Source organism: Thalassotalea ganghwensis, from assembly GCF_053485795.1.
Genome location: NZ_JBQRUM010000005.1, coordinates 55,341 through 81,621 on the forward strand (window position 1 = coordinate 55,341; position 26,281 = coordinate 81,621).

Annotated in this window: 23 protein-coding genes; 9 read left to right on the top strand and 14 right to left on the bottom strand. The window is 40.5% G+C overall.

Annotated elements, in window-relative coordinates:
- Positions 1-2 precede the first annotated feature (2 nt).
- From ACSLUH_RS06630 to ACSLUH_RS06645, 4 genes are all read left to right on the top strand, one after another.
- Positions 3-776, top strand: a complete 774-nt coding sequence (locus tag ACSLUH_RS06630; protein WP_448565516.1) for an ABC transporter permease — start codon at positions 3-5, stop codon at positions 774-776.
- A 3-nt stretch (positions 777-779) separates the two neighbouring features.
- A complete protein-coding gene (gene trmB / locus ACSLUH_RS06635; RefSeq protein ID WP_448565517.1) occupies positions 780-1,475 on the top strand; it encodes a tRNA (guanine(46)-N(7))-methyltransferase TrmB in 696 nt (231 codons plus the stop codon).
- Positions 1,476-1,867: 392 nt separating this feature from the next.
- Positions 1,868-3,511: a pyridoxal-dependent aspartate 1-decarboxylase PanP gene (panP, locus tag ACSLUH_RS06640; RefSeq protein ID WP_448565518.1), complete on the top strand. Its 1,644-nt coding sequence runs from the start codon at positions 1,868-1,870 to the stop codon at positions 3,509-3,511.
- Between the two features lie 170 nt (positions 3,512-3,681).
- Complete coding sequence (locus ACSLUH_RS06645; protein ID WP_448565519.1) at positions 3,682-3,825, top strand: hypothetical protein; 144 nt, start codon at positions 3,682-3,684, stop codon at positions 3,823-3,825.
- A gap of 76 nt (positions 3,826-3,901) precedes the next feature.
- Here the strand turns inward: ACSLUH_RS06645 and panC are convergent, their stop codons facing one another.
- From panC to sfsA, 7 genes are all read right to left on the bottom strand, one after another.
- Complete coding sequence (gene panC / locus ACSLUH_RS06650) at positions 3,902-4,756, bottom strand: pantoate--beta-alanine ligase (protein WP_448565520.1); 855 nt, start codon at positions 4,754-4,756, stop codon at positions 3,902-3,904.
- Between the two features lie 5 nt (positions 4,757-4,761).
- Positions 4,762-5,556, bottom strand: coding sequence for a 3-methyl-2-oxobutanoate hydroxymethyltransferase (gene panB / locus ACSLUH_RS06655; protein WP_448565521.1), 795 nt, complete (start codon positions 5,554-5,556; stop codon positions 4,762-4,764).
- A gap of 61 nt (positions 5,557-5,617) precedes the next feature.
- Positions 5,618-6,109 (bottom strand): 2-amino-4-hydroxy-6-hydroxymethyldihydropteridine diphosphokinase, encoded by a 492-nt coding sequence (gene folK / locus ACSLUH_RS06660; RefSeq protein WP_448565522.1) that lies wholly within the window; start codon positions 6,107-6,109, stop codon positions 5,618-5,620.
- A gap of 14 nt (positions 6,110-6,123) precedes the next feature.
- Positions 6,124-7,539 (bottom strand): polynucleotide adenylyltransferase PcnB, encoded by a 1,416-nt coding sequence (gene pcnB, locus ACSLUH_RS06665; protein ID WP_448565694.1) that lies wholly within the window; start codon positions 7,537-7,539, stop codon positions 6,124-6,126.
- Positions 7,540-7,630: 91 nt separating this feature from the next.
- Entirely contained in the window at positions 7,631-8,530 is a 900-nt protein-coding gene (gluQRS, locus tag ACSLUH_RS06670) for a tRNA glutamyl-Q(34) synthetase GluQRS (protein ID WP_448565523.1), read from the bottom strand.
- A 12-nt stretch (positions 8,531-8,542) separates the two neighbouring features.
- A complete protein-coding gene (dksA, locus tag ACSLUH_RS06675; protein WP_448565524.1) occupies positions 8,543-8,983 on the bottom strand; it encodes an RNA polymerase-binding protein DksA in 441 nt (146 codons plus the stop codon).
- A 252-nt stretch (positions 8,984-9,235) separates the two neighbouring features.
- Positions 9,236-9,979, bottom strand: a complete 744-nt coding sequence (sfsA, locus tag ACSLUH_RS06680) for a DNA/RNA nuclease SfsA (RefSeq protein WP_448565525.1) — start codon at positions 9,977-9,979, stop codon at positions 9,236-9,238.
- Between the two features lie 364 nt (positions 9,980-10,343).
- Between sfsA and pepB the strand changes: the two genes are divergently transcribed.
- Positions 10,344-11,630 (top strand): aminopeptidase PepB, encoded by a 1,287-nt coding sequence (gene pepB / locus ACSLUH_RS06685; protein ID WP_448565526.1) that lies wholly within the window; start codon positions 10,344-10,346, stop codon positions 11,628-11,630.
- Positions 11,631-11,641: 11 nt separating this feature from the next.
- Here pepB and ACSLUH_RS06690 read toward each other — a convergent pair whose 3' ends face one another.
- From ACSLUH_RS06690 to ACSLUH_RS06700, 3 genes are all read right to left on the bottom strand, one after another.
- Positions 11,642-12,070 carry a hypothetical protein gene (locus ACSLUH_RS06690; protein ID WP_448565527.1) on the bottom strand — a complete coding sequence of 143 codons (429 nt, stop codon included), beginning with the start codon at positions 12,068-12,070 and terminating at the stop codon, positions 11,642-11,644.
- Positions 12,071-12,226: 156 nt separating this feature from the next.
- Complete coding sequence (thpR, locus tag ACSLUH_RS06695) at positions 12,227-12,766, bottom strand: RNA 2',3'-cyclic phosphodiesterase (protein WP_448565528.1); 540 nt, start codon at positions 12,764-12,766, stop codon at positions 12,227-12,229.
- A gap of 318 nt (positions 12,767-13,084) precedes the next feature.
- Entirely contained in the window at positions 13,085-15,058 is a 1,974-nt protein-coding gene (locus ACSLUH_RS06700) for a tetratricopeptide repeat-containing diguanylate cyclase (protein WP_448565529.1), read from the bottom strand.
- Positions 15,059-15,232: 174 nt separating this feature from the next.
- On the opposite strand from ACSLUH_RS06700, the gene hrpB reads away from it, so the two are divergent.
- The 3 genes from hrpB to ACSLUH_RS06715 all read left to right on the top strand — a co-directional run bounded on the left by hrpB (position 15,233) and on the right by ACSLUH_RS06715 (position 20,632).
- Entirely contained in the window at positions 15,233-17,734 is a 2,502-nt protein-coding gene (gene hrpB, locus ACSLUH_RS06705) for an ATP-dependent helicase HrpB (RefSeq protein WP_448565530.1), read from the top strand.
- 1 nt (position 17,735) lies between these two features.
- Entirely contained in the window at positions 17,736-20,075 is a 2,340-nt protein-coding gene (gene mrcB / locus ACSLUH_RS06710) for a penicillin-binding protein 1B (RefSeq protein ID WP_448565531.1), read from the top strand.
- A gap of 167 nt (positions 20,076-20,242) precedes the next feature.
- On the top strand, positions 20,243-20,632 hold the full coding sequence (locus tag ACSLUH_RS06715; protein ID WP_448565532.1) for a hypothetical protein: 390 nt from the start codon (positions 20,243-20,245) through the stop codon (positions 20,630-20,632).
- 8 nt (positions 20,633-20,640) lie between these two features.
- Here the strand turns inward: ACSLUH_RS06715 and hemL are convergent, their stop codons facing one another.
- The 4 genes from hemL to ACSLUH_RS06735 all read right to left on the bottom strand — a co-directional run bounded on the left by hemL (position 20,641) and on the right by ACSLUH_RS06735 (position 25,462).
- On the bottom strand, positions 20,641-21,921 hold the full coding sequence (hemL, locus tag ACSLUH_RS06720; RefSeq protein WP_448565533.1) for a glutamate-1-semialdehyde 2,1-aminomutase: 1,281 nt from the start codon (positions 21,919-21,921) through the stop codon (positions 20,641-20,643).
- An 11-nt stretch (positions 21,922-21,932) separates the two neighbouring features.
- The gene (locus tag ACSLUH_RS06725; RefSeq protein WP_448565534.1) at positions 21,933-22,946 is read right to left on the bottom strand and encodes an aspartate carbamoyltransferase; all 1,014 of its coding nucleotides are present in this window, start codon (positions 22,944-22,946) and stop codon (positions 21,933-21,935) included.
- Between the two features lie 408 nt (positions 22,947-23,354).
- Positions 23,355-23,783, bottom strand: coding sequence for a protoporphyrinogen oxidase HemJ (hemJ, locus tag ACSLUH_RS06730; protein WP_448565535.1), 429 nt, complete (start codon positions 23,781-23,783; stop codon positions 23,355-23,357).
- A complete protein-coding gene (locus ACSLUH_RS06735; RefSeq protein WP_448565536.1) occupies positions 23,783-25,462 on the bottom strand; it encodes a chloride channel protein in 1,680 nt (559 codons plus the stop codon). Before ACSLUH_RS06735 ends, hemJ begins: the two co-directional genes overlap by 1 nt.
- 59 nt (positions 25,463-25,521) lie before the next feature.
- Here ACSLUH_RS06735 and ACSLUH_RS06740 point away from each other — a divergent pair, with 59 nt between their 5' ends.
- The gene (locus ACSLUH_RS06740) at positions 25,522-26,277 is read left to right on the top strand and encodes a DUF6776 family protein (protein ID WP_448565537.1); all 756 of its coding nucleotides are present in this window, start codon (positions 25,522-25,524) and stop codon (positions 26,275-26,277) included.
- The last annotated feature ends 4 nt before the right edge of the window (positions 26,278-26,281 follow it).

A 26,281-nucleotide genomic window follows, 5' to 3' on the forward strand; every position in this document is an offset into this window, starting at 1 on the left:
CTATGTCGTCTGTTCGTAATGTTATTGCGTTAAAAAGTATTCTTTATAAAGAAACGAATCGCTTTCTACGTATTTGGGTGCAAACCCTAGTGCCACCAGCTATTACCATCAGTTTATACTTTGTTATTTTTGGCTCGTTGATTGGTTCGAGAATTGGCCAGATGAGCGGATTTGATTACATGTCGTTCATTGTTCCTGGCTTGATCATGATGAGTGTTATTACCAATTCATACTCTAATGTCGCCAGTTCATTTTTTAGTGCTAAATGGCAACGCAATGTCGAAGAAATGTTGGTAGCGCCTGTGCCAAATTGGGTTATTGTTGCCGGTTACGTCGGTGGCGGTATGGCGCGGGGGATACTGGTAGGCCTGATCGTAACGTTAATCGCCTTGCTTTTTGTCGATATTCAAATTCATAACCTTTGGGTGATTTTGCTAACGGTTACTTTGACTTCTGCAACATTTGCATTAGGTGGTTTAATTAATGCGATTTTTGCCGGAAGTTTTGATGACATCTCCATTATTCCTACCTTTGTATTAACGCCATTAACTTATTTAGGTGGAGTGTTCTATTCAATAAGTTTATTACCTGAGTTTTGGCAGGGGGTTTCTCAATTAAACCCTATTGTTTATATGGTAAATGCGTTTCGGTATGGCTTTTTAGGTATCAGTGATGTTGATTTGACGTTGGCTTTTGGGGTGTTGGCGGTGTTTATCATTAGTCTATTCACTATCGCCATGACACTAATTACCAAAGGTATCGGGTTGAGAAGTTAAACGATGAACGAAAAAAAAATTCAGACTGGTGATTCAAAACCCATCGTCACTAATCAGCCGGGTATTCATGAAAAATTAGCCGAGGTTGTCAATAAACACTTGGCAAATCGTTCAAGAAAGCCAATACAAGCTCATACTCAGCAAGCTTTTGATTCGGTAAATGAGCGTGTTCAAGCCCATAAGGGGGATATCATCTTTGATTCTTGCTGTGGTGTAGGACAAAGCACTCGCTTATTGGCAAAGTTAAATCCAAACGCGCTGGTGATCGGTGTTGATAAATCAGCACATCGTTTAACAAGAAACGACAGTGAACTACTCGATAAAACAGAAACACATGGTGTAGATAACTTTGTTCTTGTCAGAGCTGACTTGAATGATTTTTATCGACTTGCGGTAGAGCATCATTGGAACGTTGCTAAACATTATATTCTCTACCCCAACCCTTGGCCTAAAGCAAAGCATTTACAGCGACGCTGGCATGGCTGTGCGGTATTTCCGGAAATTATCTCACTCGGAGAGACGTTAATCTTGCGCAGTAATTGGCGTTTGTATTTAGAAGAGTTCTTAATGGCAGCGCAATTATCGGGAAGAAATGGGGAAATAGAAGAGGTTAATATCGACAACCAACAGCCACTGACGCCTTTTGAAGCTAAGTTCATTGCCAGTGGACAGCAATGTTGGCAGTTACAAATTACATAAGCATTGTGAATAAATTTTGGTGATTTTGACTAATCAACGTTAGCCATTTTTTACAATTAATAACCTTCTTTGCGTTGTGATTTTTAATAAATATAAATAAAACAGTATTTTAAATTTTTTGGTATGGAAATTGTATTCTTGTGTTTAGTTAAAGACGAGGAGTACGAAAGATGAACGACAATATCAAAAAGAATGTGTTAATGATGGCATTAAGCAGTTTGGCTTTGGTAGAGTTAGGTTTAGTTTACATTGCAACATTGCTCTAAACATACGGTTTAAGACGAAAATACGAGACATTTGTAACGATTTTTATTAAAGTGCCGCACTTAACAAAGAAAACTCAGCTAATCTAAATGGATAGCTATTTAGTTGGCGACATTAAGTGAAGACATATGCCGGTTAATAAACGTGCGGCAAAAGCGACAGAAAAATCGCTACATCGCATTTTTACCATTCCAGAAGCGCCTGATTCAACATTAGGTAAGATTGAACAAGAAATATCGCAAAATTTAGCGGGGTTTCTTGGTGAGCATATTGTAGCTCAGGATCATTTATTGACCGACATCGAAAAAGATTTCGCCAATTCGCTTATCCCTGAGCAGCCAGCCTATGTCTCTGATCATATGCACCATTTATTAGATAAACTGGTAGCAAAATCCGTACACACTTCTAGCCCCAGTTTTATAGGCCACATGACCTCGGCTTTGCCGTATTTTATCTTACCCCTGTCAAAATTGATGGTCGGTCTAAATCAAAACCTCGTTAAAATAGAAACATCGAAAGCATTTACGCCGTTAGAACGGCAAGTTCTCGGCATGATGCATCGTTTGGTATATAAAGAAGACGAAGGCTTCTACCAGCAGTGGATGCATAGCGCTGATCATTCTTTAGGGGCTTTTTGTTCAGGTGGCACTATTGCCAACTTAACCGCATTATGGGTGGCAAGAAATAACTTACTGAAGGCTGATGGTGATTTTAAAGGCGTAGCACAACAAGGGTTGTATGCCGCATTGAATCATTACCAATACGACGGCCTTGCTATTCTCGTTTCTAATCGTGGTCACTATTCTTTGAAAAAATCGGCTGATGTATTAGGAATTGGCCGAGAAAGTGTTATTGCGATCCCAACCGATGAACATAATCGTATGGATTGTAAAAAGCTCAGGACAAAATGTCAGGAGTTGAAAAATAGCAATATTGGTATTCTCAGTATTGTCGGTGTTGCTGGTACAACTGAGACAGGTAATGTTGATCCGTTAGATGAAATGGCATTAATAGCGCAAGAATTTGGCTGCCATTTTCATGTCGATGCAGCGTGGGGAGGAGCAACCCTACTGTCCAATAAATATCGACATATTTTAAAAGGAGTTGAATTAGCTGACTCTGTCACTATCGACGCGCACAAACAGATGTATGTGCCAATGGGGGCAGGGCTTGTTGTCTTTAAAAACCCGGCATCTGTTGCTGCTATTGAACACCATGCAGAGTATATTTTGCGTAAAGGTTCAAAAGATTTAGGCTCTCATACTCTCGAAGGCTCTCGTCCAGGTATGGCGATGTTAGTTTATGCTAGTCTTCATATTATTAGCCGCCCGGGTTATGAATTGTTAATTAATCAAGGTATAGAAAAAGCAACGTACTACGCTGAGTTGATCAAAGCTCATGAAGACTTCGAATTGCTCACTGAGCCAGAATTATGTTTGTTAACCTATCGCTATAATCCCAAACAAGTTCAGCACTATTTAGCTTCCTGTTCGCTCGAACAAGAACAAGCGATCAATGAGTTATTAGATCAGTTGACTAAGTTTATTCAAAAAAGGCAACGTGAGAATGGTAAGTCATTTGTATCGAGAACTCGTATTGAAGTAAGTCGTTATCACAACCGCAAGACACTGGTGTTTCGTGTCGTACTAGCCAATCCATTGACCACCAAAAAGATCTTGAAAGAAGTATTAAAAGAGCAAACAGAAATTGCCCGCGAAAGCGTAAAGTTTTTTCCTGAACTTATCGAGATGACAAACGCAACAACCGTTTAGGTATTACGCTAATTTTAATTTATTTAGGGCATGGGCAATGCTCAATTAAGCTTTTTTCTTTTGTTTTAGAATAATTAACTTACGATTTGTAACTTTTTTCTTTCGTTTGCTTTTCATTTGTAAGCGGTTGTGTAATAATTCACCTAATGTTACCGTTTTGGGAGAGTACAATGCACACAGAAGCTCAAACATCTGTACAAGCTGATGAAACTGTTAATGATTATTCAAGTGTTGAACAGCAACTCGCGCAAGCTAAGAAAGAAATTGAAGACTTGAAATTGCAAATAATGTGGTTAGAAAGATCTTACGAGTAACTTTCGATTGAAAGAATTATAAGGCCAAGCAAGACGCTTGGCCTTTTGCTAAGTCAGCACTGCTGCGGATAATAATTTAGCGTTTGTTCAAGGAGACTTGGATGTTGTCAATCAATCTCGCCTTACCGCAATGCGCCGCAGCAAGAATAACCAATTCACTGTCATCTTCACTTGCAGGTTGCAACGTACGAGCGTGACAGATATGTATATAATCGGTCTTTAATCCTGCGTTATCAATAAAGCTAGCCGCTTTTTTCGCTAGACCAATAAAGTCATTATTGGTTTTAATTTGTTCAGCGAGCCATTGCATATTTTGATGTAAAGCCGGAGCGATTTTTTTCTCTTCTTCCGTCAAGTAATTATTTCGAGAGCTTAACGCTAATCCACTTTCTTCCCTTACAGTCGCCACTGGAAGAATACGAATAGGCATTGAAAGATCTTCAACCATGGTTTGGATAACTTGTACCTGCTGGTAATCTTTTAAACCAAAGCAGGCGATATCTGGCTGCACAAGGTTAAATAGCTTGCATACGACAGTAGCCACGCCTCTAAAGTGACCTGGCCTACTTTCACCACAATATCCTTCAGAGACATTAGGCACTTCAACGTAACTTTGCTTATCAAGACCTTTCGGGTAAATAATTTCTGGCGTCGGTATAAATAGCAAATCCGCTTGCGCTGCTACCAGTTTAGCCTGATCGTCTACGAGCGTTCTTGGGTAGTTCTCAATATCTTCATTTACGCCAAATTGCATTGGGTTAACAAAGATACTGACAACGACTTTATCGGCATGTTTATGCGCTTCGTCGACTAAGGATATATGACCCGCGTGTAAATTACCCATCGTAGGCACAAAGGCTATCGTGAGTCCTTGCTTACGCCAGTCGTTAATTTGCTGGCGTAATGGACTAATTTCATTAACAGTATTCATTGTCATTACTTAAAAATATGTTCTTCACCAGGAAAGTTTCCATTAGAAACTTCAGAAATATACAGCTCAATTGCTTTTTTAATATCGCCAGTATCGATGAGAAAATTACGAGAAAATTTAGGCATATAGCTACATGAGATACCCAAGGCATCATGCATAACCAAAATTTGACCATCGGTATCTTTTCCTGCGCCAATGCCTATCGTGGGGATGTCTATCGCTTCAGAAATGGCTTTACCTAAACTGGCGGGGATGCATTCAAGCACTAAGAGCTGTGCTCCAGCCTTTTCTAATAGTTTAGCGTGCTCAATCATTTGCTCTGCTTGCGCTTGAGCTCGCCCTTGTACTTTAAAACCACCAAAAACGTTAACCGATTGAGGTGTTAATCCTAAATGAGCACACACAGGTATGCCGCGCTCAACTAGGCCTTTAATGGTGTCTTCCAACCAAGCGCCACCCTCTATTTTGACCATACTAGCACCAGCTTGCATTAACTTTGCCGCATTTTGGTAGGCTTGTTCAGTTGTTGCATAGCTCATAAAGGGCATATCACTTATGATCAGTGTGTTTTCCACACCACGCTTTACGCACTGCGTATGATATGCCATATGCTCGATATCGACAGGTAAGGTATCGTCTTGTCCTTGCAAAACCATCCCTAAGGAATCGCCAATTAATATCGCGTGGATACCTGCTTGATCAAATAATTTAGCAAAACTTGCATCATAGGCGGTTATTGTTGATATTTTTTCACCTTGTGCTTTCATTTTTCGTAAGGTTGCGGTGGTAATTTTTGCCATTAGTGACCTTGTAATGATTGGTAGTTTAAATAATGGTTACTAGTATAACTGAGTTACTGTTTTAGCATAATTTACTATGGATCTTTAAGCCATTCGGATCAATTTCATTAGCAAGTTTTGAAATACGCCGTCCATCAGGTAAGGTTAAATTAGGCGATATTTCTGCCAAGGGCAGCAAAACAAATTCTCGTTCATGCATGCCATAGTGCGGGACAGTGAGGCGACTATTGTTGATCACCTCTTGGTCATAAAGCAAAATATCGAGGTCCAGTACGCGTGCGCCCCAACGATTATCTTTTCGAACTCTACCTGCTTTGTTTTCAATAGCCTGCAATTGATCTAATAAGGCTAACGGGGCAAGCAAAGTCTCCAGTGATAATACCGCATTCATATAATCGGGTTGGTCTTGTGGCCCCATCGGTCGGCTAAAATAAAGCGAAGATAATTTATCAATATTTGATTGTGGTATTAATACAATAGCCTCTATTGCATGCTTTATTTGTTGCTCTGGATTGTCGAGGTTACTGCCAAGTCCGATAAATGCTAATGCCATAGTGGTAACCCTTGCTAACTTGTTTTTGGTTTACTTTGCGGTTTACGACGTTTACGAGGACGGCGACGAGCAGATGTTTTTTGGCCAATGGCTTTGATCATTTGCTGCTGGGTATCGTAACTACAGTTTTGAAAATCTGTCCACCATTGCGCGAGTAACTCTAACTCGGTTTGATTGTTGTTGCCTTCAACACCAGCGCGTAACAACAGAAAATCATAGGCTGCTCTAAACTTAACATGTTCAAGGGTCTTGAACGCTTTTTTACCTTCACGGCGATTTAGTTTGTCTTGTAAAATCCAGATATCTTTCATGACCGCTTGAAAGCGTTTAGGAATTGCAATGCTGCGCTGCTGCTCTGACATTATCTCATGATAGGCGGCAAAGAAAGCATCTTGTGGCGTTAGATCAGTCGTCGCTTTTAATTGTGCTATTTTCTGTTGCAGTGGATACCAGAGCATAGCCGCAAATAAGAATGCTGGCGTTACACGTTTGCCATCATTAATTCGATTATCAGTATTTTGCAGTGCAACACTGATAAACTTACCGGTATATAAACATTGTTCGGTACTGAGTGTTTGTTCTACGATCGGGAAAAAATAGGTAAATAAACCGTAATGTCTCAGTAGCTCAAAATTTTGCGAGGCTTTACCGGATAAGAACAGTTTATTAAATTCTTCAAACATTCTTGCTGGGGGAATGTTAGCAAGTAGTGGTGCTAACGATTTAATCGGTTGCTCCGTCGCCTTGTCAATGTTCATGTCGAGCTTTGTTGAAAAACGAATAGCGCGAAGCATTCTGACCGGATCTTCTCGGTAACGGGTCTCGGGATCGCCAATTAAGCGAATTTTTCGCTGTTGGATATCTTTAATGCCATTGGCAAAATCATGAACGGTGAAATCTTTTGCACTGTAGTAAAGTGCATTGATAGTAAAATCGCGACGCTCAGCATCTTCTTCAATACTGCCGTATATATTGTCACGCAATAACATGCCATGTTCACTTTGTTTTGATGTTTTTTGACACTGTTGCTGCTTTTTACTGGCATTGTCATGATGACCTCGAAAAGTCGCAACTTCAATGACATCTCTGCCAAAGACGATATGCGCTAAACGAAAGCGACGACCAATTAATCGACAGTTGCGAAACAAACCTTTAATTTCTTCAGGGGTCGCGATGGTAGCAATATCAAAATCTTTAGGCGTTAAGCCTAGCAGTATATCGCGTACACCACCGCCAACAAGATAGGCATCAAAACCAGCATTATTAAGGCGATACAATACTTTAAGTGCATTAGCACTGATAAGCTTTCGTGAAACAGGATGTTGGTCACGACTAAGCACCTGAGCGGGAGAATCTAATTTTGAGGGTGTTGCCTTATTTGCAGGTTTTTTACTAAAAACTTTCTTACACAAATTGATGACTTTTTTAATAGCTCTGTCCTTTAAACATACATCAGAAATTGCCGCGCAATCATATACTAGTTGAGGGAAAAAGAGAATGAAAAACCACCAGTAGCGAAAATTATTCTATGGTGATTTCTGGCTTATTGGGTACCTTGCTGCGCGACCAGTTATTAATAGCCCACTGAATAATTGCGTATACTGGTTCTTCCTTCATTGATTGCTCCGGCTGCTGTCCTAGATAATCTAATGCGGCGATTAAAGCGGCTTGCGGCCGTTGGTTGTCGATGGCAGGTGCTTTGTTTTGTTTACTGAGCTTATATCCCTGAGGTGTAACGGCAAGCGGTATATGACCATATTGTGGAGAGGGCGCACCTAGCATATTGAATAAGGTCAGTTGTCTAACCGTTGGCGCTAGCAGATCAGAGCCCCTAATCACATGGGTTATATTTTGATAAATATCATCTGCAACAACGGCGAGTTGGTAAGCAAACAAACCGTCTTTACGGTGAATGATAAAATCTTCGTTGGCAAAAGCATCGTCGATGGAAACATGTCCCTGAAAAATATCGTCAAATTGACTGATACCATGGTCGTTGATTAAGCGAATCGCTGCATGATGAGAAGAGCGAAGCTGGTGGCGACAAATTTGTTGATATATTCCACCCATTGCTTTTATTTCAGCTCGAGTGCATTGGCAATAATACGCGTGATGGCTCTTTAATATCCGGTGCAAAAGTGCACGATATCGTTCACTTTGTTGGCTTTGATAAAATACCGTTTCATCCCAAGCTAAACCGTATGCTTCGAGTGTTGCTAAGATTTCTTTGCTAGCCCCAGGTTGTTCTCTTGGGGGATCGATGTCTTCAATTCGAACCAACCATTTACCATTGTTGGCTTTGGCGTCAAGAAAACTCGCAAGGGCAGTAATGAGGGAGCCAAAGTGAAGCAACCCTGACGGTGAAGGGGCAAAGCGACCTCGATAAGGTCGCTGAGCGCTATTTTTATCGGCTTCGTTCATTTAAAACCGATATTAGCCAGCCATTTGTCGTTCTTTTATTTCAGCTAATGTTTTACATTCAATGCATAAATCTGCAGTTGGACGTGCCTCTAAACGGCGGATACCAATCTCGATACCACACGAATTACAAAAGCCAAAATCGTCATCTTCAATTAGCTGAAGTGTTTTCTCGATCTTCTTGATTAACTTACGCTCGCGATCACGCGTACGTAATTCTAAACTAAACTCTTCTTCTTGCGCTGCACGGTCAACAGGATCAGGAAAGTTTGCCGCTTCATCTTTCATGTGTGTCACTGTGCGGTCTACTTCTTCACGTAGCTGAGTTCGCCAAGCTTCAAGAATTTTCTTGAAGTGCTCAAGCTGCTTGTCGTTCATGTATTCTTCGTTAGGCTGCTCTTGGTATGGTTCGACACCAGCTAACGCCAAAATACCCAATGCTTTTTTGTCTGGCATGCTCATTCTCCTACAAACTTACTCGATCAATGAAGTGGATTACACTTGTTGATTGCATGTGCCAATTATCTTAATAGACCAAAAATATCAGAACTATATTGTGTTACAGTAAATAAAAATCAAGGATATTCTTAATATTTAATTTCTTTTTCAATCTAATCAATAAGTTAATAAGAAAGCGTTTTTCTGAAATCAAAAGTATTTATCTGCAAGTTTGCTCTTTTAGCAAGTTTTTATAGGTGACGTCAATCTTTATCTGCCCTCAAGCCTAGAATTTGTGGGTAAAATCACCTCAAGTGCTTTATCAATGTTTAGTGAAAAACCGTCTTTTATTTCGTTAAAAGAACATTGATAGGCATAAAGTTCAACCCCTTGTTGATAGGCTAAAGACAGCAATTCGGAGTAGGCTGGATCAATATGCTTGGCTGGCCGGACTGAATCGATCCCAGAATGCATAACCGCAAAAAGTAAGCAGGCTCGGTGACCATGCTGCTTCATTTCAATTAATTCTCGTAAATGCTTTTGACCTCTTGTGGTAACCGCATCAGGAAAATAACCTTGGTTCTGTGTTAACAAGGTGACACTTTTAACCTCTATATAGGTCTCTTGCCCTTGTTTATCGATTAACTTGAAATCGATTTTACTGTTTTCTTGTCCATATTTTACCTCGCGTTCAAGTGCTTGGTGACCTTTAAATGGCGGAAGTTGTTGTGTAACTAATGCGTTTTCAACCAGTTGGTTAGCACGGTGTGTGTTGACACAGATAAAATGGTTTTGAGTGGTTTGGGTGAGCTCCCAACTGTACGGATATTTTCGTTTAGTATTTGTTGACGTTGAATACCAAATGGTATCACCAGGCTGGGCGCAACCTGTCATCGCACCTGTATTAGCGCAATGGATGGTCGTTTGTTGATGGTTAGTTAATGTGACATCGGCCAAAAAACGTTTGTAACGTTTGATAAGCGTCGCTTTCTCTAATGATAGCGTCAGACTCACGGGCTATCCTTTGTGGTTGATTTTGCAAGTTATCATACTTGAATCAATGCGCAGGAGTAAAACCTAGGGGGAATACTATTTCAATGCTGTCTTTTGGACTCACTTAACTACATTTTACTCGTTGTTATTTGTTCACCACTGAGCCTCTAGGCGTATTACATATGCTGAGATTTAAATACTTATTTTTAAACAACACTTCACTGTGAAAGATCAACACGTCCTAATTTCGAATTATCGTTATCTCCATTGAAAATATAACTGTGGCGCAGTATGGTTAAAGAAATAACTTATGGAAATGCAATTATTGATTAAAATGCGTTTTCTAGTGAGTTGAGATTAAGCTACATAACCTTAAGGAATCTTCATGTCATCAGTTACTGATATTTACCTTTCATATGAAAAAGTTGCTTCAACATGGCAAGGTGACAATCTTGTTCAGTTTTCAAATGATGAAATCTATATTTATCTCGACAATGAGCAATCATGGCCGCTTCGACAAATTCAAAAAGCTGCTCGCCGTATTGAAAAAATAGGCGTAAACCATGCTCGTTTGCAAGGGGAGCATTGGGATAAAGACGCGCAATGGGCGTTTGCTCTTGGGTTTACCTGTGTTGATAAACTGACGAGCGTCGAGTTCAATGGCACATCAGAAGTCGTCAATGAACTTAACGACAAACTCGCGGTGTACAGTTGGGCGAGAGATTTAACTAATCAAACACCTTCACAACTCACCCCGCTTAAACTTGCCGAGGCAGCGCGAGATTATTTAAGTGCACAGGCTCCTGCACATATCTCAAGCCAACTAATCGTTGGCGATGAGCTACTTGAGCAGGGCTGGGTTGGTATCCATAACGTTGGTAAAGGTAGTGTAAACCCTCCTTGCCTTATTGAAATAGATTATAACCCAAGCTCAGATGATCAGGCTCCAGTCAGCACGTGCCTCGTCGGTAAAGGTATTACGTTTGATAGCGGTGGCTATAGCCTTAAACCGAGTGTCGGTATGTTTGATATGAAGTGTGATATGGGCGGGGCTGCTGTTGTTGCTGGTGCTCTTGGGTTAGCGATAAGACAAGGTTTAGATAAGCGCGTAAAACTCATATTATGTTGTGCTGAGAATATGGTTAGTCATCATGCCTATAAGTTAGGCGATATCATAACTTATAAAAATGGTGTTACCTGTGAAGTTGCTAATACCGATGCCGAGGGTAGATTGGTACTTGCTGATGGTCTATTAAAAGCAAGTAAGCATCAACCTCAAATGGTCATCAATGCCGCAACCTTAACAGGTGCGGCAGTGCTTGCAACCGGCGGCGATTATACTGCGTTGTTCTCGTTAGATGAGCAAGCCGCTGAGCAAGCAAAAAAAGCTGCAGCTGATGTCAAAGAACCTATTTGGCAACTGCCTTTAGAAACCTGGCATCAAGAAAAATGTCCGTCTTCATTTGCCAAAACGGCTAATAGCAGACCGATACCTGGCGGTGGTCCTGGTGGTGCAAGCAACGCGGCTGGCTTTTTATCTCGATTTGTTAATGAAAAAGGCTGGTTACATTTCGATTTGGCGGCAGCATACAATGGCACCGCTAATGACTTGTGGGCGGCTGGAGCTACTGGCTTAAGTATTGCTACTATTGCGCGGTTATTAACGCATTAATCTACCACCATTTAACTCGCCGTATTGGTAAAGCGGCTTCGTTTTACTGCAACGAAGTCGTCTAGCCATAGCTTGGCACTCGAAATATCAGCAAAAACGTGAAAAGTTAATTGGCATGTTTGGTAGATGCGACGCAGCTGCATTTGTTGGATATCTCCAGAGTTACTATTGAGAATAACACTGGCATTTGCAATCATACCGCGTTTTACGCGAAACTTAGTAAGCTCTATGAGGGCTTGCTCTGCATCCGGCGTAAAAACACTGTTGCCATAAAACGTGGCAAGTAATCCCCAAGGTTGACAATCAAAAAGTTCACAAGCTCGATGCATGTCTTGAGAATACTTTTCGGTGACCTCTATTGAAAAAGGGCCGCGAGCATCGACCAGTAAAATATTTCCTTGTTGTTCAATGGTGTATTCACCTTGCTCTGAAAGTTTCATTGTCTTTTCCTTGTCTCAATGGGACAAATACAATTATCAAGTTTTTATCAATTTGCCAAGTAAGCAGGTTTTTGTAATCTTGCAAGTTTTTAAATCTAATATAATCAATGCTTTATTTGTCTTGCTGTCTTATTTGATTTTAAATCAACCAATGTTTCACTTTATTAACGGCCAGGTTCTTACTGGAGAATAGTGCACTCCTGCCGTAGTTGATTGAGAATGGTAAAGACTAAATGAAGAGACACTAATGGCGAAATTGGGTAATGTCATCGCAGCAACAGATTTTACCTTTCTGGCGACGGTGATGTGCGGACAATACGCCCTTTGCTCCTGAAACAAGCCTATCGATGTTGCATATTGGCTTAAAGCTTGTGCAAGTTTACTCAATGAAGCGGGTAAATTTTCAATGGGAAAATAAGCTACTTGTGGCTTAACAAATAGTGACAGTTTTCCTAACAAAAGATGGGGGGCGATTGGCAAATGGTTGACGCTAAGATAACTATCGATAAATTGGGTTATCTTGCTTTCCTGTAGTTTATCGATACTGCCTAGAAACGCTAAGGTGATATGGTAATTTTCATCAGGAACCGCTCGGCCAATTGGTGTGCCTTGTGCTTTATACCAAGAAGCGAGTGCGTTCTTATCTGCATCGTTTAGGTCAAGTGCGATAAACATTCGTTGTCTATATTCTGTCATTGGTTTTTGCTCTTGCCTGGTGGCTGTTGGTCTTTGTTTATTTTTTTTGCAATGGGTAATTTTTGATATCAGCAAAACAGCGTGAGCGACGTTTGGTTATTCCAAATGAGCGAATGCTAATGCCGATAGTATTAAAAATAGCCATTGCCACTTTCGTTAAGGTCTTGGGGCTGAGGCTAAAATGACGTTACTCTTGGTTAAAAACTTATTGAATAGCCCACTAAGCGTTAAAGTGTTTGCCTTGGTTAACGTCATTTTATCACTCATCAGAAATTTTAAACAAAGATCAACAGACCCTAGTGTGACGACAGTATTATCTCACGCCAAAATATCATCTTTGATCTCTGCAAGCTTAACACAGTTCCTTCCTGACGCCTTTGCATGATATAACGCTTTGTCTGCGGCTTCTAATAAGCTAGGCCATTGATTAACCAGTGTATTTGCTGATAAAGCAGGAGTTATCCCCATGGAAAACGAGATATTTAATTGACCTGCAGAGGTGGTAATTGGGCTTTGACTAAATTTTTGCTGAATTCTCTCGGCTGCTTTTAAGTAAGGATCGCCTTGTTTAAAGCAAAAGATGATAACAAACTCTTCTCCACCCCAGCGGACAACGACGTCATGACTTCGAACACTTTGTGTTAACGTAGTAGCAAGTGCTTTTAACGCTTCATCTCCAGCTTCATGTCCATAGGTATCGTTTGCTTGTTTAAAATGGTCAACATCAATTAATGCAACAGCATATGACTGTTGATAGTGGCCTAAATCGTTTTTCATGTCTTCTAAATACGACTCAAGGAATCTGCGGTTACACAATCCAGTGAGTGCATCGTGATGAGACTCTTGATACAGCTTACTGTTCTTTTTTAACAAGCGATTATTGGAACGTTGAATAATGATATGACGTCTGATTAGAAATGCCATGATCAGGCTGCCAAACAATATCAGTATCAACCAAATTTTTTCTCTCAGTGATCGTTGAACCAATTTTGCTTTTGTCAGCGCATTAGATGCCTCTAATAAAGCAATTTTTTGTTGCTTAGACTCTGCGGCATATTGTTCTTCTAAGGCAAATAGCTTTTGTTGACGCTTGTTGTAGAGGATATCTTTAATTAACTGATGATATTGTTCGTTGTATTCTAGTGCTTGTTGGTAGTTTTCCATTGCTTGGTAAGCTTTTGAATAGAAGCGGTAAACTTCCGCTAGTGAGTCTAGAATTTCAAGCTCTTTGAAGGTTTGCTCAGCTTTTGAAAATAGGACCAATGCTTCGCTAAACTTGCCTCGGGATATCAATAATTCCCCTTGTAATGAAGAACAGCGGGCAATAGTCGCGGGATAATTAAGTGCATTGGCTCGATTTAAGCATTGCTTAATTTGATTTTCTGCAACCTCATATTTACCATGCTGTAAATACAACGCCGCAAGATTTGAAATAATGTCAATTTTAAGATGTTCATTACCCGTAGTTTCAGCAATGCCTTGTGCTTTTTTTAAGTAACGCTCTTGATCTGCTTTGAGGTTTTTATCATCGATTCGTCCGTTAATGGTCGAAGCATTTAGATACAACAATGCCAATTGATTGTTGTCGATAAAGCGACCTTCTTCATATAATTCGATGGCTTTTTGATTGTAATGAATTGCTTTTCGCCATTCCTCCAATTGAATATAAATCACAGAAATATTAGAGGTGATAATGACATTGAAACGGTCATCAGGTGTTTTTTCAAAAATTTTTAATGCTGCAAGGTAATCTTGCAGTGCGAGGTATAGCTTCGACTGATTGGAGTTTATCACCGCACGGGTATTATACACTTGTCCGATAAGCCGTTGATAATTGGTTTGCTCGGCAATGGCAAGCACATCGACTAACATTGCTTTTGCTTTGTTAAAATCATTATTGCGCGCCAGGGTGATCGCTTGCCAAAGTTGGGCGTCTGCTTGCATCCACAGTAAATTATGTTGTTTGCCATAATTATCCATAGCCACTAAAACATCAGCAGCTGCTTGATGATCTGACATTGTGCTATAAGCACTGAAAAGCCCTTTAAAAATCGCATAGCGATAATAAGGGTTATCGTCAGATTTTATGATACTTTGTAGATCGTTTAATTTGGTAATGCGTTCTTTTGGTGGTAAATCAGGATGTTTAAGAATGGCATTAAATTTTTCGGCTAATGGGGTTTTTTCAAGTTCTTCATAAGGGGAGAATACCTCGTCACTTTGATTAAACAAGGCAAGAACTGAAAAACTAAGCAAAGAGAGGACTACAACAATTGAGTTAATATACTTCAATGAACATCACCTATTTTTAATTTTTGCCACTCTTTAAGTTGTAACACATATGTCTGCCTTGTCACGATTTTTCTCTGCGATTTAACGCTGTTATCGTGTAAACTGGCGTTATTTTTCCACAAAAGTAACAAAGCTTTAGTTAGATTATTTCAAAGGAATTTTGTTAACCAATTTATGTCGTTGCTACCTATAGAACATCAAAAGTCAAGCATCATCCAAGCGTTAAGTGCACACTCTTCAGTGTTGATCAGTGCCGAGCCCGGGGCTGGTAAGTCGACCCAAATACCGCGTTGGCTGTTGGATGAGTATTGCAGTGGCAAAATATATTTAGTACAACCGCGGCGAATAGCGGTAAAAAGCTTGGCGTACTATTTAGCAAGTCAGTTAGGTCAAAACGTGGGTGAGCAAGTTGGCTATCGCTTAAGGGATGATACTTGTGTTAGCGCCACCACGCGCTTGGAAGTGATCTCTGAAGGAATACTACTACAAATTATTCAAAACAATCCTGAAATGTCGCAAGTCGCTTGCGTAATACTTGATGAATTTCATGAGCGATCTACGCAACTGGATTTAGGTTTTGCTTTGTTGTGTGATGTCCAACAAGTCCTAAATGAGTCGCTGCAATTAGTGATTATGTCAGCAACAATTGAAAGTCCAGTATTATTGAAACATTTGCCTGACATGATAGAAATTGAATGTCCCGGTAGAAGTTTTCCCATTCAATATCATTATCAACCGGTTCCTCCAACGAGAAATTGGCGACAACACGCGCTAAGCGTTATTGAGCAAGCGGTTGTTGATTTTCAAGAATCCGTGTTGGTTTTTCTTCCTGGTGCAGGTGACATTGAATACCTATACCAGCAGCTTGAACATCGCTTTGACGGTGCCGTTGAGCTACATAAGTTGTATGGCGCTTTAACACTCAAGCAACAGCAAAACGCGATCGCCACTCCAAAAAATGGTCAAAGAAAAGTCGTATTGACCACCAATATCGCTGAAACAAGTTTGACGATTGAAGGGGTTGCCGTTGTTATTGACTGTGGTTATGAAAAAGTGGCGTGCTTTAACGAACAATCGCTAACCAATGAATTACAACTTAGAATGATAGCTAAGTCATCAGCAATACAGCGAGCTGGGCGAGCTGGTCGTATTAAAGCTGGGCATTGTATTCGTTTATTCAGTGAGGAAGATTTTGAGCGTCGTCCACAACAAGCACCTTTGGCGATTCAGCAGTCAGATATCTTACCCACGTTAATAGAAGCAGCTCGCTGGGGGTGCACGAGTTTGACTCAGCTTCCGTTACTTGATTTTCCGAGTGCTACAATTGAAGAAAGTGGTTGGAAAACACTGGCAGCCCTTGGCATTATCGATGAAAAAGGGCGATTATCGGCCCATGGCCAGCAGGTGGGTAAACTGTCTTGTCATCCTAGATTTGCGCATATGATTATTCGTGCTGTGAGGCTAGAGCAACAGTTTAATTGTCAAGGATTAGCACAGTTAGCTTGCTATATAACAACGCTACTTGAAAACAAAGAGCAGTTGCAACGTTGGCAAGGACAAAGCAATTTACAATTACAGCTTGAGTTTTTAGTTGAGCAGCAAGTATTTGATAATAACAAGCGCTTGAAAAGTCAGTTGAAGAGGCTACAAAATGTCATTAATGATACCGGTACTAAGCTTCTACCATTTGAGTATTGTGGAGCACTGCTAACCATTGCTTACCCAGAGAGACTCGCGAAAGCGCGAGCTAAACATGGCGAGTTTATTGCCGTCAATGGTAAAGGTTTGAGTCTTGAACCTGCTGAATCGTTAGCTTCGCATGATTTTATTGCCGTTGCCCAGTTGCAAAGCACTCAATCACGATTAATGATCAAATTAGCTGCATCCGTTGATATTAACTTACTTAAAAAATGGCATTTAATAGAAGAAACGGCTGAGACTATTTGTCAATACGATCAGCAAAGCGAAGCCATAGTCGCTAAAACACAATACCAAATTGGTGCAATTACCACCAAAGAATTAAAACAAGCATTGTCATTGTCTACTGAGGATATTGTAAATCTTTGGCAGGCTCTTTTAACTGCCAAAGGACTTGAGTGGCTTAATTGGCAGAAAGAAGATCTGCAGCTTGTTAATCGATGGCGTTGGCTGGCTAATCACCAACCATCGTTAAAGTTACCAGATATTTCTGAATCAGCGTTATTGGCGTCAATGTCGTTATGGTTCTCACCATTTGTCAGTGATATAACGACCAAAAAAGCCTTGGATAAGCTCAATTTAAGTGAACAGTTGTTATCGATGCTAGATTATCAACAACAGCAAGGTTTAGCGAAGTTAGCGCCCACTCACTATCTAGGTCAGACCGGTAGAAAGTGTATTATTCGCTATCAAGCAGATCAAGATCCTATTGTGTCTCTACCGATGCAAGAATTATATGGCATGCAACAAGGCCCTTATATTGGTTCTGCGAGTAATCCTCAACCGTTAGTATTAGAAATTTTATCGCCTGCGCAGCGACCGATACAAGTAACCCAAAACCTGAGTTCTTTTTGGCAAGACAGCTATCGTCATGTGCAAAAAGAAATGAAATCTAAATACCCGAAACACTATTGGCCAGACGACCCTGGAACAGCTGTTGCAACCAATAAAACAAAGCGATTTTTAACATCATCATAATATGACTAAGAAAACAAAAACTAACTCGAGCAAACAAGCTCTAGAAACTAGCACTACTTCAAAGGCACCATCAAAAAAGCGAAAGCTTTTTATCTTATTTATTAAGGTCTTTTTAGTAACTAGCGTGCTAATAGCCGCCTATACGCTATATCTAGATAGCAAAGTGGTGGCAAAGTTTGAAGGACAACGTTGGCAAATACCGGTACAAGTCTTTGGCCAAGTAGAGCAATTTTCTGCTGGTAGCAAAATAAACATTGAATCACTCAAACATCAACTAAACCTCAATGGTTATCTGAGAGTTAAACACCCAGAAAAACCCGGTGAATATGCGTTATCGAGTAAGCGTCTAATCATATATCGACGGGCGTTTGATTTTGGTGAGGGGATTAGTTATGCCAGTGTTTTAACGATTAATTATCACAAGAACCAAGTGCGCTCAGTCTTCAAGGATGACCAAGAAGTGCATCAAGTAGCGCTAGAGCCGATATTACTCGATCGTATTATTCCGGAAAATAAAGAAGATCGTGTGCTGGTGCCGCTGCAATCAGTACCTGAATTATTACTCGATACGCTTTTACTGGTTGAAGATCGAAATTTTTATCATCATGCCGGGGTATCACCGTTAGGTATCTTAAGAGCACTATATCAAAACATAAGAGCAGGTCGCACCGTCCAAGGGGGCAGCACGTTAACCCAACAGTTGGTCAAAAATATGTATCTTTCTAGGGAAAAATCTCTGGTAAGAAAGGCCAATGAAGCGATCATGGCGTTATTACTGGAATATCACTACAGCAAAGACCAGTTGTTAGAGGCCTATATCAATGAGGTTTACCTAGGCCAACACTACGCAAACGGTATATATGGATTCGGTTTGGCTGCTGAGTTTTATTTTGGACGTTCTTTGGCACAATTAAGTTTTGGGCAAATGGCGACGTTAGTCGCAGTGATCAAAGGGCCAAGTTATTATGATCCTTGGCGTTATCAGGCGCGAACTAAAGAACGTCGAGATTTAATTTTACGGTTAATGTTTGAACAAGAATATTTGACTAAAGCAGAGTACCTAACTGAAGTTAAGCAGCCATTGGCAGTGCGTAAACAGCGCCGCTTTAACAAAGCTAAGCATAAATATCCTGCTTATATGCAACTCGTGCAGCAAGAGCTTTCAAAGATTCTCTCGCAAGGTGATCAACAGGCTGGTATTCGGGTGTTTACCACATTTTCTCACCATGCCCAGTATCTAGCTGAACAAAGCGTTCAAGAAAAGTTAAACGAATTAGAGCAGCAAGGACAAGCTGAACTAGAAGTTGCAATGGTAGTGACAGAGCTTGATTCCGGGGGCGTTTTAGCCGTTGTTGGGGCGAAAGAGTCGGGTTTTGCCGGCTTTAACAGAGCATTAAATGCGACTCGCCCGATAGGCTCTTTAATTAAACCTGCACTGTACCTTGCGGCATTAGAGCGATATCAAGAATATAATTTAGCGACTCAATTGGATGACAAACCGTTAACGATTGCCGTAGAAGGAGAAGATAGTTGGCAGCCTAAAAATTACAATGGTAAGTATCAACAGTCTGCGACTTTGTTAGAGAGCCTGGTTCACTCACTTAATATTCCATCGGTCAACCTAGGTATGGCACTTGGGCTTGATAATGTTGCCGATGTTGTCCATTTACTGGGCTACCCCAATGATATTACCATTCGCCCGTCTATGCTCTTAGGTGCGTTAAATTTATCGCCTTTTCAAGTCAATCAGTTTTACCTTCCGATCGCGAGAAACGGGTTTAATATTCAAGCGCATGCAATTGATAAAATCATCTCTGCTCAAGGTGAAACTATTTGGCAGTTTCAGCCAATAGAAGCACAGTACTTTTCAACTCAAGCGAGCTACCTTATCAATTATGCGCTAAATAAAGTCACTACCGAAGGGACTGCTCGGTCATTGACTTGGAGAGTAAAGAACAAAGCACTTGCAGGTAAAACGGGAACAACCAATGATCAGCGAGACTCATGGTTCGTTGGCTATGATCAGCAAACCTTGGTGACAACATGGATCGGTAATGATGAAAATAAAGCCACTCACTTAACCGGTAGTAGTGGTGCTTTGGTATTATTCGCTGATTTTATCAACCGCTATGGCGTTCAAGATTTATCATTAACGCTCCCTGAAGGAGTGAAACTTACTGAATTTGAACAAAAAACCAGTTATGCGGTGGCGCAATCGTGCCCTAATACCATCAAGTTGCCCGCCATTAGTGCAGGGGTAAAATTGCAATATGATTGCAGTGAGCAAGTTTCGACTACCAAAAAAGTTAAAAATTGGTTAGAAAAATTATTCGGTATATAAGTAAAAAATTTCATTAATTAATCAATACTTACAAAAAAGATCGTTTTTTATACGGTATCTTGGTTGAATTATAAACACATCACATCTATATTTACAATTAATTAACAGGGCTGGATGTGTTTTTGGTTGTACATCATTCCAATGAACTAATAATAAAAGGCGCTATCATGAACAGACGATTAAGTTTTGGTTATTTTAAAATTCATGACAATAATATCGTAGAGATCATTGTTGATCAGGGCATTAAAATGTCGTTGGAAATGGTAGAGGAGTGCCATGAATTTATTCGTCAATGTCAGCTTGATGATTTCGCTTTACTGATTAATCGGGTAAACCAATACGATTATAGTTTTGAGGCAAAGTTGTCAGTGGCTTCTCACGAAAATCTTAAAGCGATCGCTTTTGTCTATTATCATGAAAACTGCAAAACGCTGACCGAAAGTTTGATTGCTTTGCGTGCACATGATGGTTGGAATACACGGTTATTTCATGGATTGGAATTAGGGTGGCAGCAAGCACTTACCTGGTTAAAGCAAGAGCTTGCTGTTGAGGTTTAAGCGAGTCGTTACAGTTTAGCGAAACAGCGATCTGCCGCATTTAATGTTTCAGTGATAATATCGTCAGTATGCGCCATCGATAAGAAACTTGCTTCAAAGGCTGATGGCGCAAGGTATACCCCTTCATCTAACATCAAATGAAAGAACTTTTTAAACTTTTCACCATCGCATTGCGTTGCTTGCTGATAAGTGGTTACTTGTTCTTCGTCGGTAAAGAAAAAGCCAAACATAGCACCAACATAATTGATCGATAAGGCAATACCGTTTCGTTCAGCGGCTGCTTTAAATCCCATGGCGAGTTTTTCTGTCGCATTGGCTAAGTACTGATGTTTATCGCCTTGACTTAATTCCGTTAGTGCAGCGAGTCCTGCAGCCATAGCAATTGGGTTACCTGATAAGGTACCCGCTTGGTAAACAGGTCCAGTTGGAGCGATGTAATCCATGATAGCTTTTTTACCACCAAACGCGCCAACTGGCATACCGCCACCAATGACTTTACCGAGTGTCGTTAAGTCTGGTGTAACACCATAGTGCGCTTGTGCGCCACCTAAGGCAACCCGAAAGCCAGTCATGACTTCATCAAAAATAAGTACGCTGCCATATTGATCACAAATAGCACGTAATCCTTGAAGAAACCCATCAACCGGTGGAATACAATTCATATTACCGGCAACAGGCTCAACAATAATACACGCTATTTGCTCACCAAGTTGTTCAAAGACTTCTTTTACTTCATTGAGGTTATTGAAACTAACCGTTAAGGTATGTTTGGCGAAATCTTCTGGGATACCTGGGGAATTAGGCACACCCATCGTAAGCGCTCCAGAGCCTGCTTTCACTAACAGAGAATCTGCATGTCCATGGTAGCAACCTTCAAATTTGAGAATTTTGTCACGTCCAGTATAGCCGCGAGCAAGTCGAATAGCGCTCATTGTCGCTTCAGTACCTGAGCTCACCATGCGCAATTTTTCCATCGAAGGAACTAACGCTTTTACCTTTTCTGCCATGGTGATTTCTAATTCTGTTGGTGCGCCAAAGCTTAAACCGTTCTTAGCGGTTTCAATAACGGCAGATAAAATAGCGGGGTGATTATGACCTAAAATCATCGGTCCCCAAGAGCCGACATAGTCGATGTACGCTTTATCATCGGCATCATAGATATAGGCACCATCTGCTTTTTTAATAAAGCATGGGGTGCCGCCAACGCCATTAAAGGCTCTGACCGGAGAATTTACGCCTCCAGGAATAATTTCTTGAGCGTGGTTAAAGAGTTGTTGTGAATTATCCATGACAGTACCTGTTAGTTGCTTTTTGAGGAAAACCAAGTGACTGGCTTTTCATATTGTGTCAGTTTATTTTCAACGCCTAAGGTTAAGGCGAAAAGTGCCATTCGAACGAGCACACCGTTTTGCGCTTGTCTAAATATGGCGAGATTTTCAAGATCATTTAAATCTATATCAAGTTCGTTTGCTTCTGGACGAGAGTCTCTAGGTAATGGGTGCATAATCACCGTGTGTTTTTGACAATATTGAAGGTATTGCTCTTTGTTGAGGCTAAAGTGACCACGATAAAGATCAGCTTCATCTTGGCTAGGGAAGCGTTCTTGCTGAATACGGGTTTGATAAATAACATCACAGGCTAAGTTTCCGGCAATTTGATCGGTAATGACAACTTCGTGACCAGCATTGGTCAAGGTTGAGATGACATCATCTGGCATTTGTAATGCGGTTGGTGAAATCATGGTGACTTTGATGTTGTTATACAAGCTCAGCAATTTTGACAGTGAATGTACGGTGCGGCCGTGTTTAAGATCACCCATTAAAGCGATATGAAGTCCATCAAGTCCCTTACCATGGGGAGACATTTCTGATTGAATGGTGAACAAGTCAAGTAAGGCTTGAGTTGGATGCTCGTTTGCGCCATCTCCACCATTGATGACCGGTACGGTACTTCCTTGCGCAAATTCACCAACCGAATGCATTTTCGGGTGGCGCATGGCAATAACGTCTGAGTAACCACTGATCACTCTTGCAGTATCAAATAATGATTCGCCTTTACTCAATGAAGAGTTTTCTTCACCAACGGTTTCTCTTACGGAACCGCCCAGCAAGTTAAACGCCGCACCAAAACTAACCCGTGTTCGAGTACTCGGTTCAAAAAATAAGCTATTCAATATCGCACCATCAAGCACATGACAGCGTTTTTGTCTGAGAGCGTATGGTGCCATTTGGCTTGATACTGATAGGATTTTGGCGATGGCTTCACGGTCAAATTGAGAAACAGAAAGAATATGGCTTCCTTCAAAGGTCATCATAAAGGGCCTCAATGCATGCAGGAGAAGGTTAATGATGGCGCGGAATATAGCATAATTTTGAAGAGGTTGGCATTATTTATCTGGATAATTAATGCCAGCACTAACAGTCACTCTGTGACTTTTGGTGATTTATTATTGAGTAAGTGTTGAACGGTAACGGTTAAATTTAGTTCGAATAGACCGCTTCTTAATTTCGGTACTTGTAATACGCACAGCAGCTCTACTTAAGGAATGCACTTTAAACGCCTGTTTTTTACTAATACTAACTTCTGCGTTATATTGTCGTGAAATGGCTGACTTATGTGGAATAACCGCATTAGAACAGCTCTGCCTTGCCTAAAAGCATCATCAATTGCAGCCGGTAAAGCCTCGAAAGATCAACACCTCTTAGTCATTTTTACCAATCGTTCAGCTTGGTTTTACATAAGCTAGAATTACCACTGCAAATAATATTAAAACAGGAATTTCATTAAAAATACGATAAAAGCGACCTGAGCGAGTATTCTGATCCTGTTGAAAAGCCTTCAGCAATTTAAAGCAGTAAATATGGTAAATCACCAAAAGTAACACTAATGTTAGCTTTATATGAAGCCAAGTCGAGACCTTAAACCACGCATACCCATATTGGGTGATTAAACTGATACCAAATATAATGGTTAAAATCATAAAAGGCGTAATGAAGTAAAGTAAACGTTTTTCCATACCTTTAAGTTGCTCAATTACTGCATGATTTGTTGCCTCGGCATGATTTACAAAGAGTCGAGGCAGGTAAAATATACCGGCAAACCAAGCTACCATAAAGCAAACGTGTAATGCTTTAAGCCAAAGTATTAACATTAGTTTGTTTTTCCTTCTATTAAAAAACGTCTGATTTGTTCAAATAAAACCACACCGATAATGTTGTTTTTATCATCACCATCATACAAATAAACACCACCTTTTCGTTGGTTGACTAAGGCAATGTAGGCTTCTGCTAGGGTTATTTGCGATGACATAGCGATAAGTTGATGCTGTTGAATATTGTTTTCGTTAACCAGTGATTGTTGGCATTCTAGCCAAACAAATGAACCGATTTTTTCAGGGTCTTTGACGATAAATAATTGATCATTGTCAGCGTTTGCTAAGGCATTAACGTAGAATTGCGTTGCCTGCGGTGCTAATAACGCGAAGTTTTCTTTCATTACCCCCATCGCGCCAATACTTTGTAGTGATTTTTCAATAGGTGGCTGGCGATAGAGCAACCCTTGAATCTCCAGTTGCATCACCAAAATTGAACGATTTTTAAATAGTTGTCCAGATGCTAGGCAAGCTGAGGTGATAACAATCATCGCCGGAACCATCACATCAAGCTGATTAGATAATTCCACCACTGCTAAGAGAGCCGCAAGCGGTGCATTCAATGTTGCTGCCATAAATCCTGCCATACCCAGTAACGCAAAATCGGATAGCAAATTATGTTGTGCAAAGATTTGATTACTTAATGTAACAATGGCAATACCGGTAATCGCACCAATACTCAAAATTGGCCCTATTACACCACCAGGGACACCAAGCCCCAACGCGACAATGGTCATGAAAAACTTGGCGATGAGTAGATAAAATAGCAATTCAAAGCTGGCACTGTCAGCGATTGCGAACGAAATAGCACTGAGATCAGTTCCCATTGCATATGGCATCGCAGCCCCTAAGATACCGGTAATTAGCGCTGCAACTAAAAATCGCAACATTAAATGATAACGATTGGCGTGTTTGATAATAAAGGTCAAATGACGATTAAATGCCGCAGCAATCGCTCCTAAAACTATTCCAAGGACGACCACTAAACCATAATCACTGACAGACACAGCGAGCTCACCAAAATAAGCGAATTTATGCGTTGTCCCCAAAGCATACTCGGTGATCAGTGAGCCAACAATGGCGGCGATCATAATCGGAATAAAAATATGAACTTTGTACTCGCGTAAAATCACTTCCATCACAAAAATTACCGCAGCGACAGGGGTATTAAAGCTTGCTGCTATACCTGCAGCTATTCCACATGCGCACAATGTTCGAATCGTGTTGAAGGGAAGTTTTAAATAACTACCGATAAAGCTGCTACAAGCGGCACCTAAATGCACAGCTGGGCCTTCTCTACCAACAGAGAAGCCCGATGAAAGCGCAATAACCGAGCCAATGAACTGATTCAGAGTGTTGCGAAATGGTATGACACCATGGGCAACTTTTAAGCGATGCAAAACAAAAGGTATACCAGAACGTAAATATTGGTAGCCAGTAACGTATGCCGACAATAAAATTAATATTGCGCCGATAATCGGCAAATGAAAACGACTTAATGCACTTAAACTGGTATAATCCTCTTTCTGCTGTAGATAAAGACTCTGTAGTGCATCAATGCTGATAGAAAAAAGCGTGATCAGTAGTGCAGATGCGACTCCGCCAATCGCTGCCAATAAACATATCTGCCACGAAGTTTGTGGCAAAGCTAAGTGTTTTTTAAGCGATATTAGAGACATTGTCGTCATTAATGGTATAGTCGGCTGCAATTATATTAACTTAACATAAAACTTTTCAAATGAGTTGGTTAGCAAAAATAAATTTAAATACTGTCGTTCAAAAATTGGGAGCATTTCGTTCGGCAATTTTATTGCTTGCTCTTATTGCAACCTGCTTATTTTGCGGTTATCGACTAGGCAATTTTTTCAGTGGTTATCAAAAGCAAACCATTCAATCACAAAAAGCGCGATTGAATAAGCTTTATGCTCAGCAAGTGGATTTAGTCAAGCGGATACACACCTTAGAGGTTGAGTTAGAAGTAGAACGAATGGCGAGTCAACGTATGCAGCAGTTACTCACCGATACTGAACGAGAGCACTTTAACGTTAAAAAAGAACTGGCGTTTTACGAAAAGGTGATGGCGCCAGAAAAGCAGGTTGATGGTGTTGTTGTTGATAGTTTTACCATAGAGCCGACAGGCAGTTTAAATCACTATCGCTTTCAAATCGTTTTAGTTCAGCAGCAAGTAAAAAAACGATTTGCGAAAGGCAGTTTAGAGGTGCGTTTTAAAGGAAACCAAAACCAGCAACCAGTTAGTTACTTACTCACGGATATTTCTGATTTAACCGATAAGTCGTTGGCATTTAGTTTTAAATATTTTCAAATTTTTGAGGGCGAATTTACCTTACCTGAAGGGTTTAATGCTGAACAGGTAGAATTAGCGACGATTCTCAACAAAACCTCATGGCAGGCGTACCAAAAAGTTAATGTCAGTCATCAATGGGCTAGCTTATTACAAAATAGTCCACAAAGCTCGGCGCTAATACTTGATTAAATAG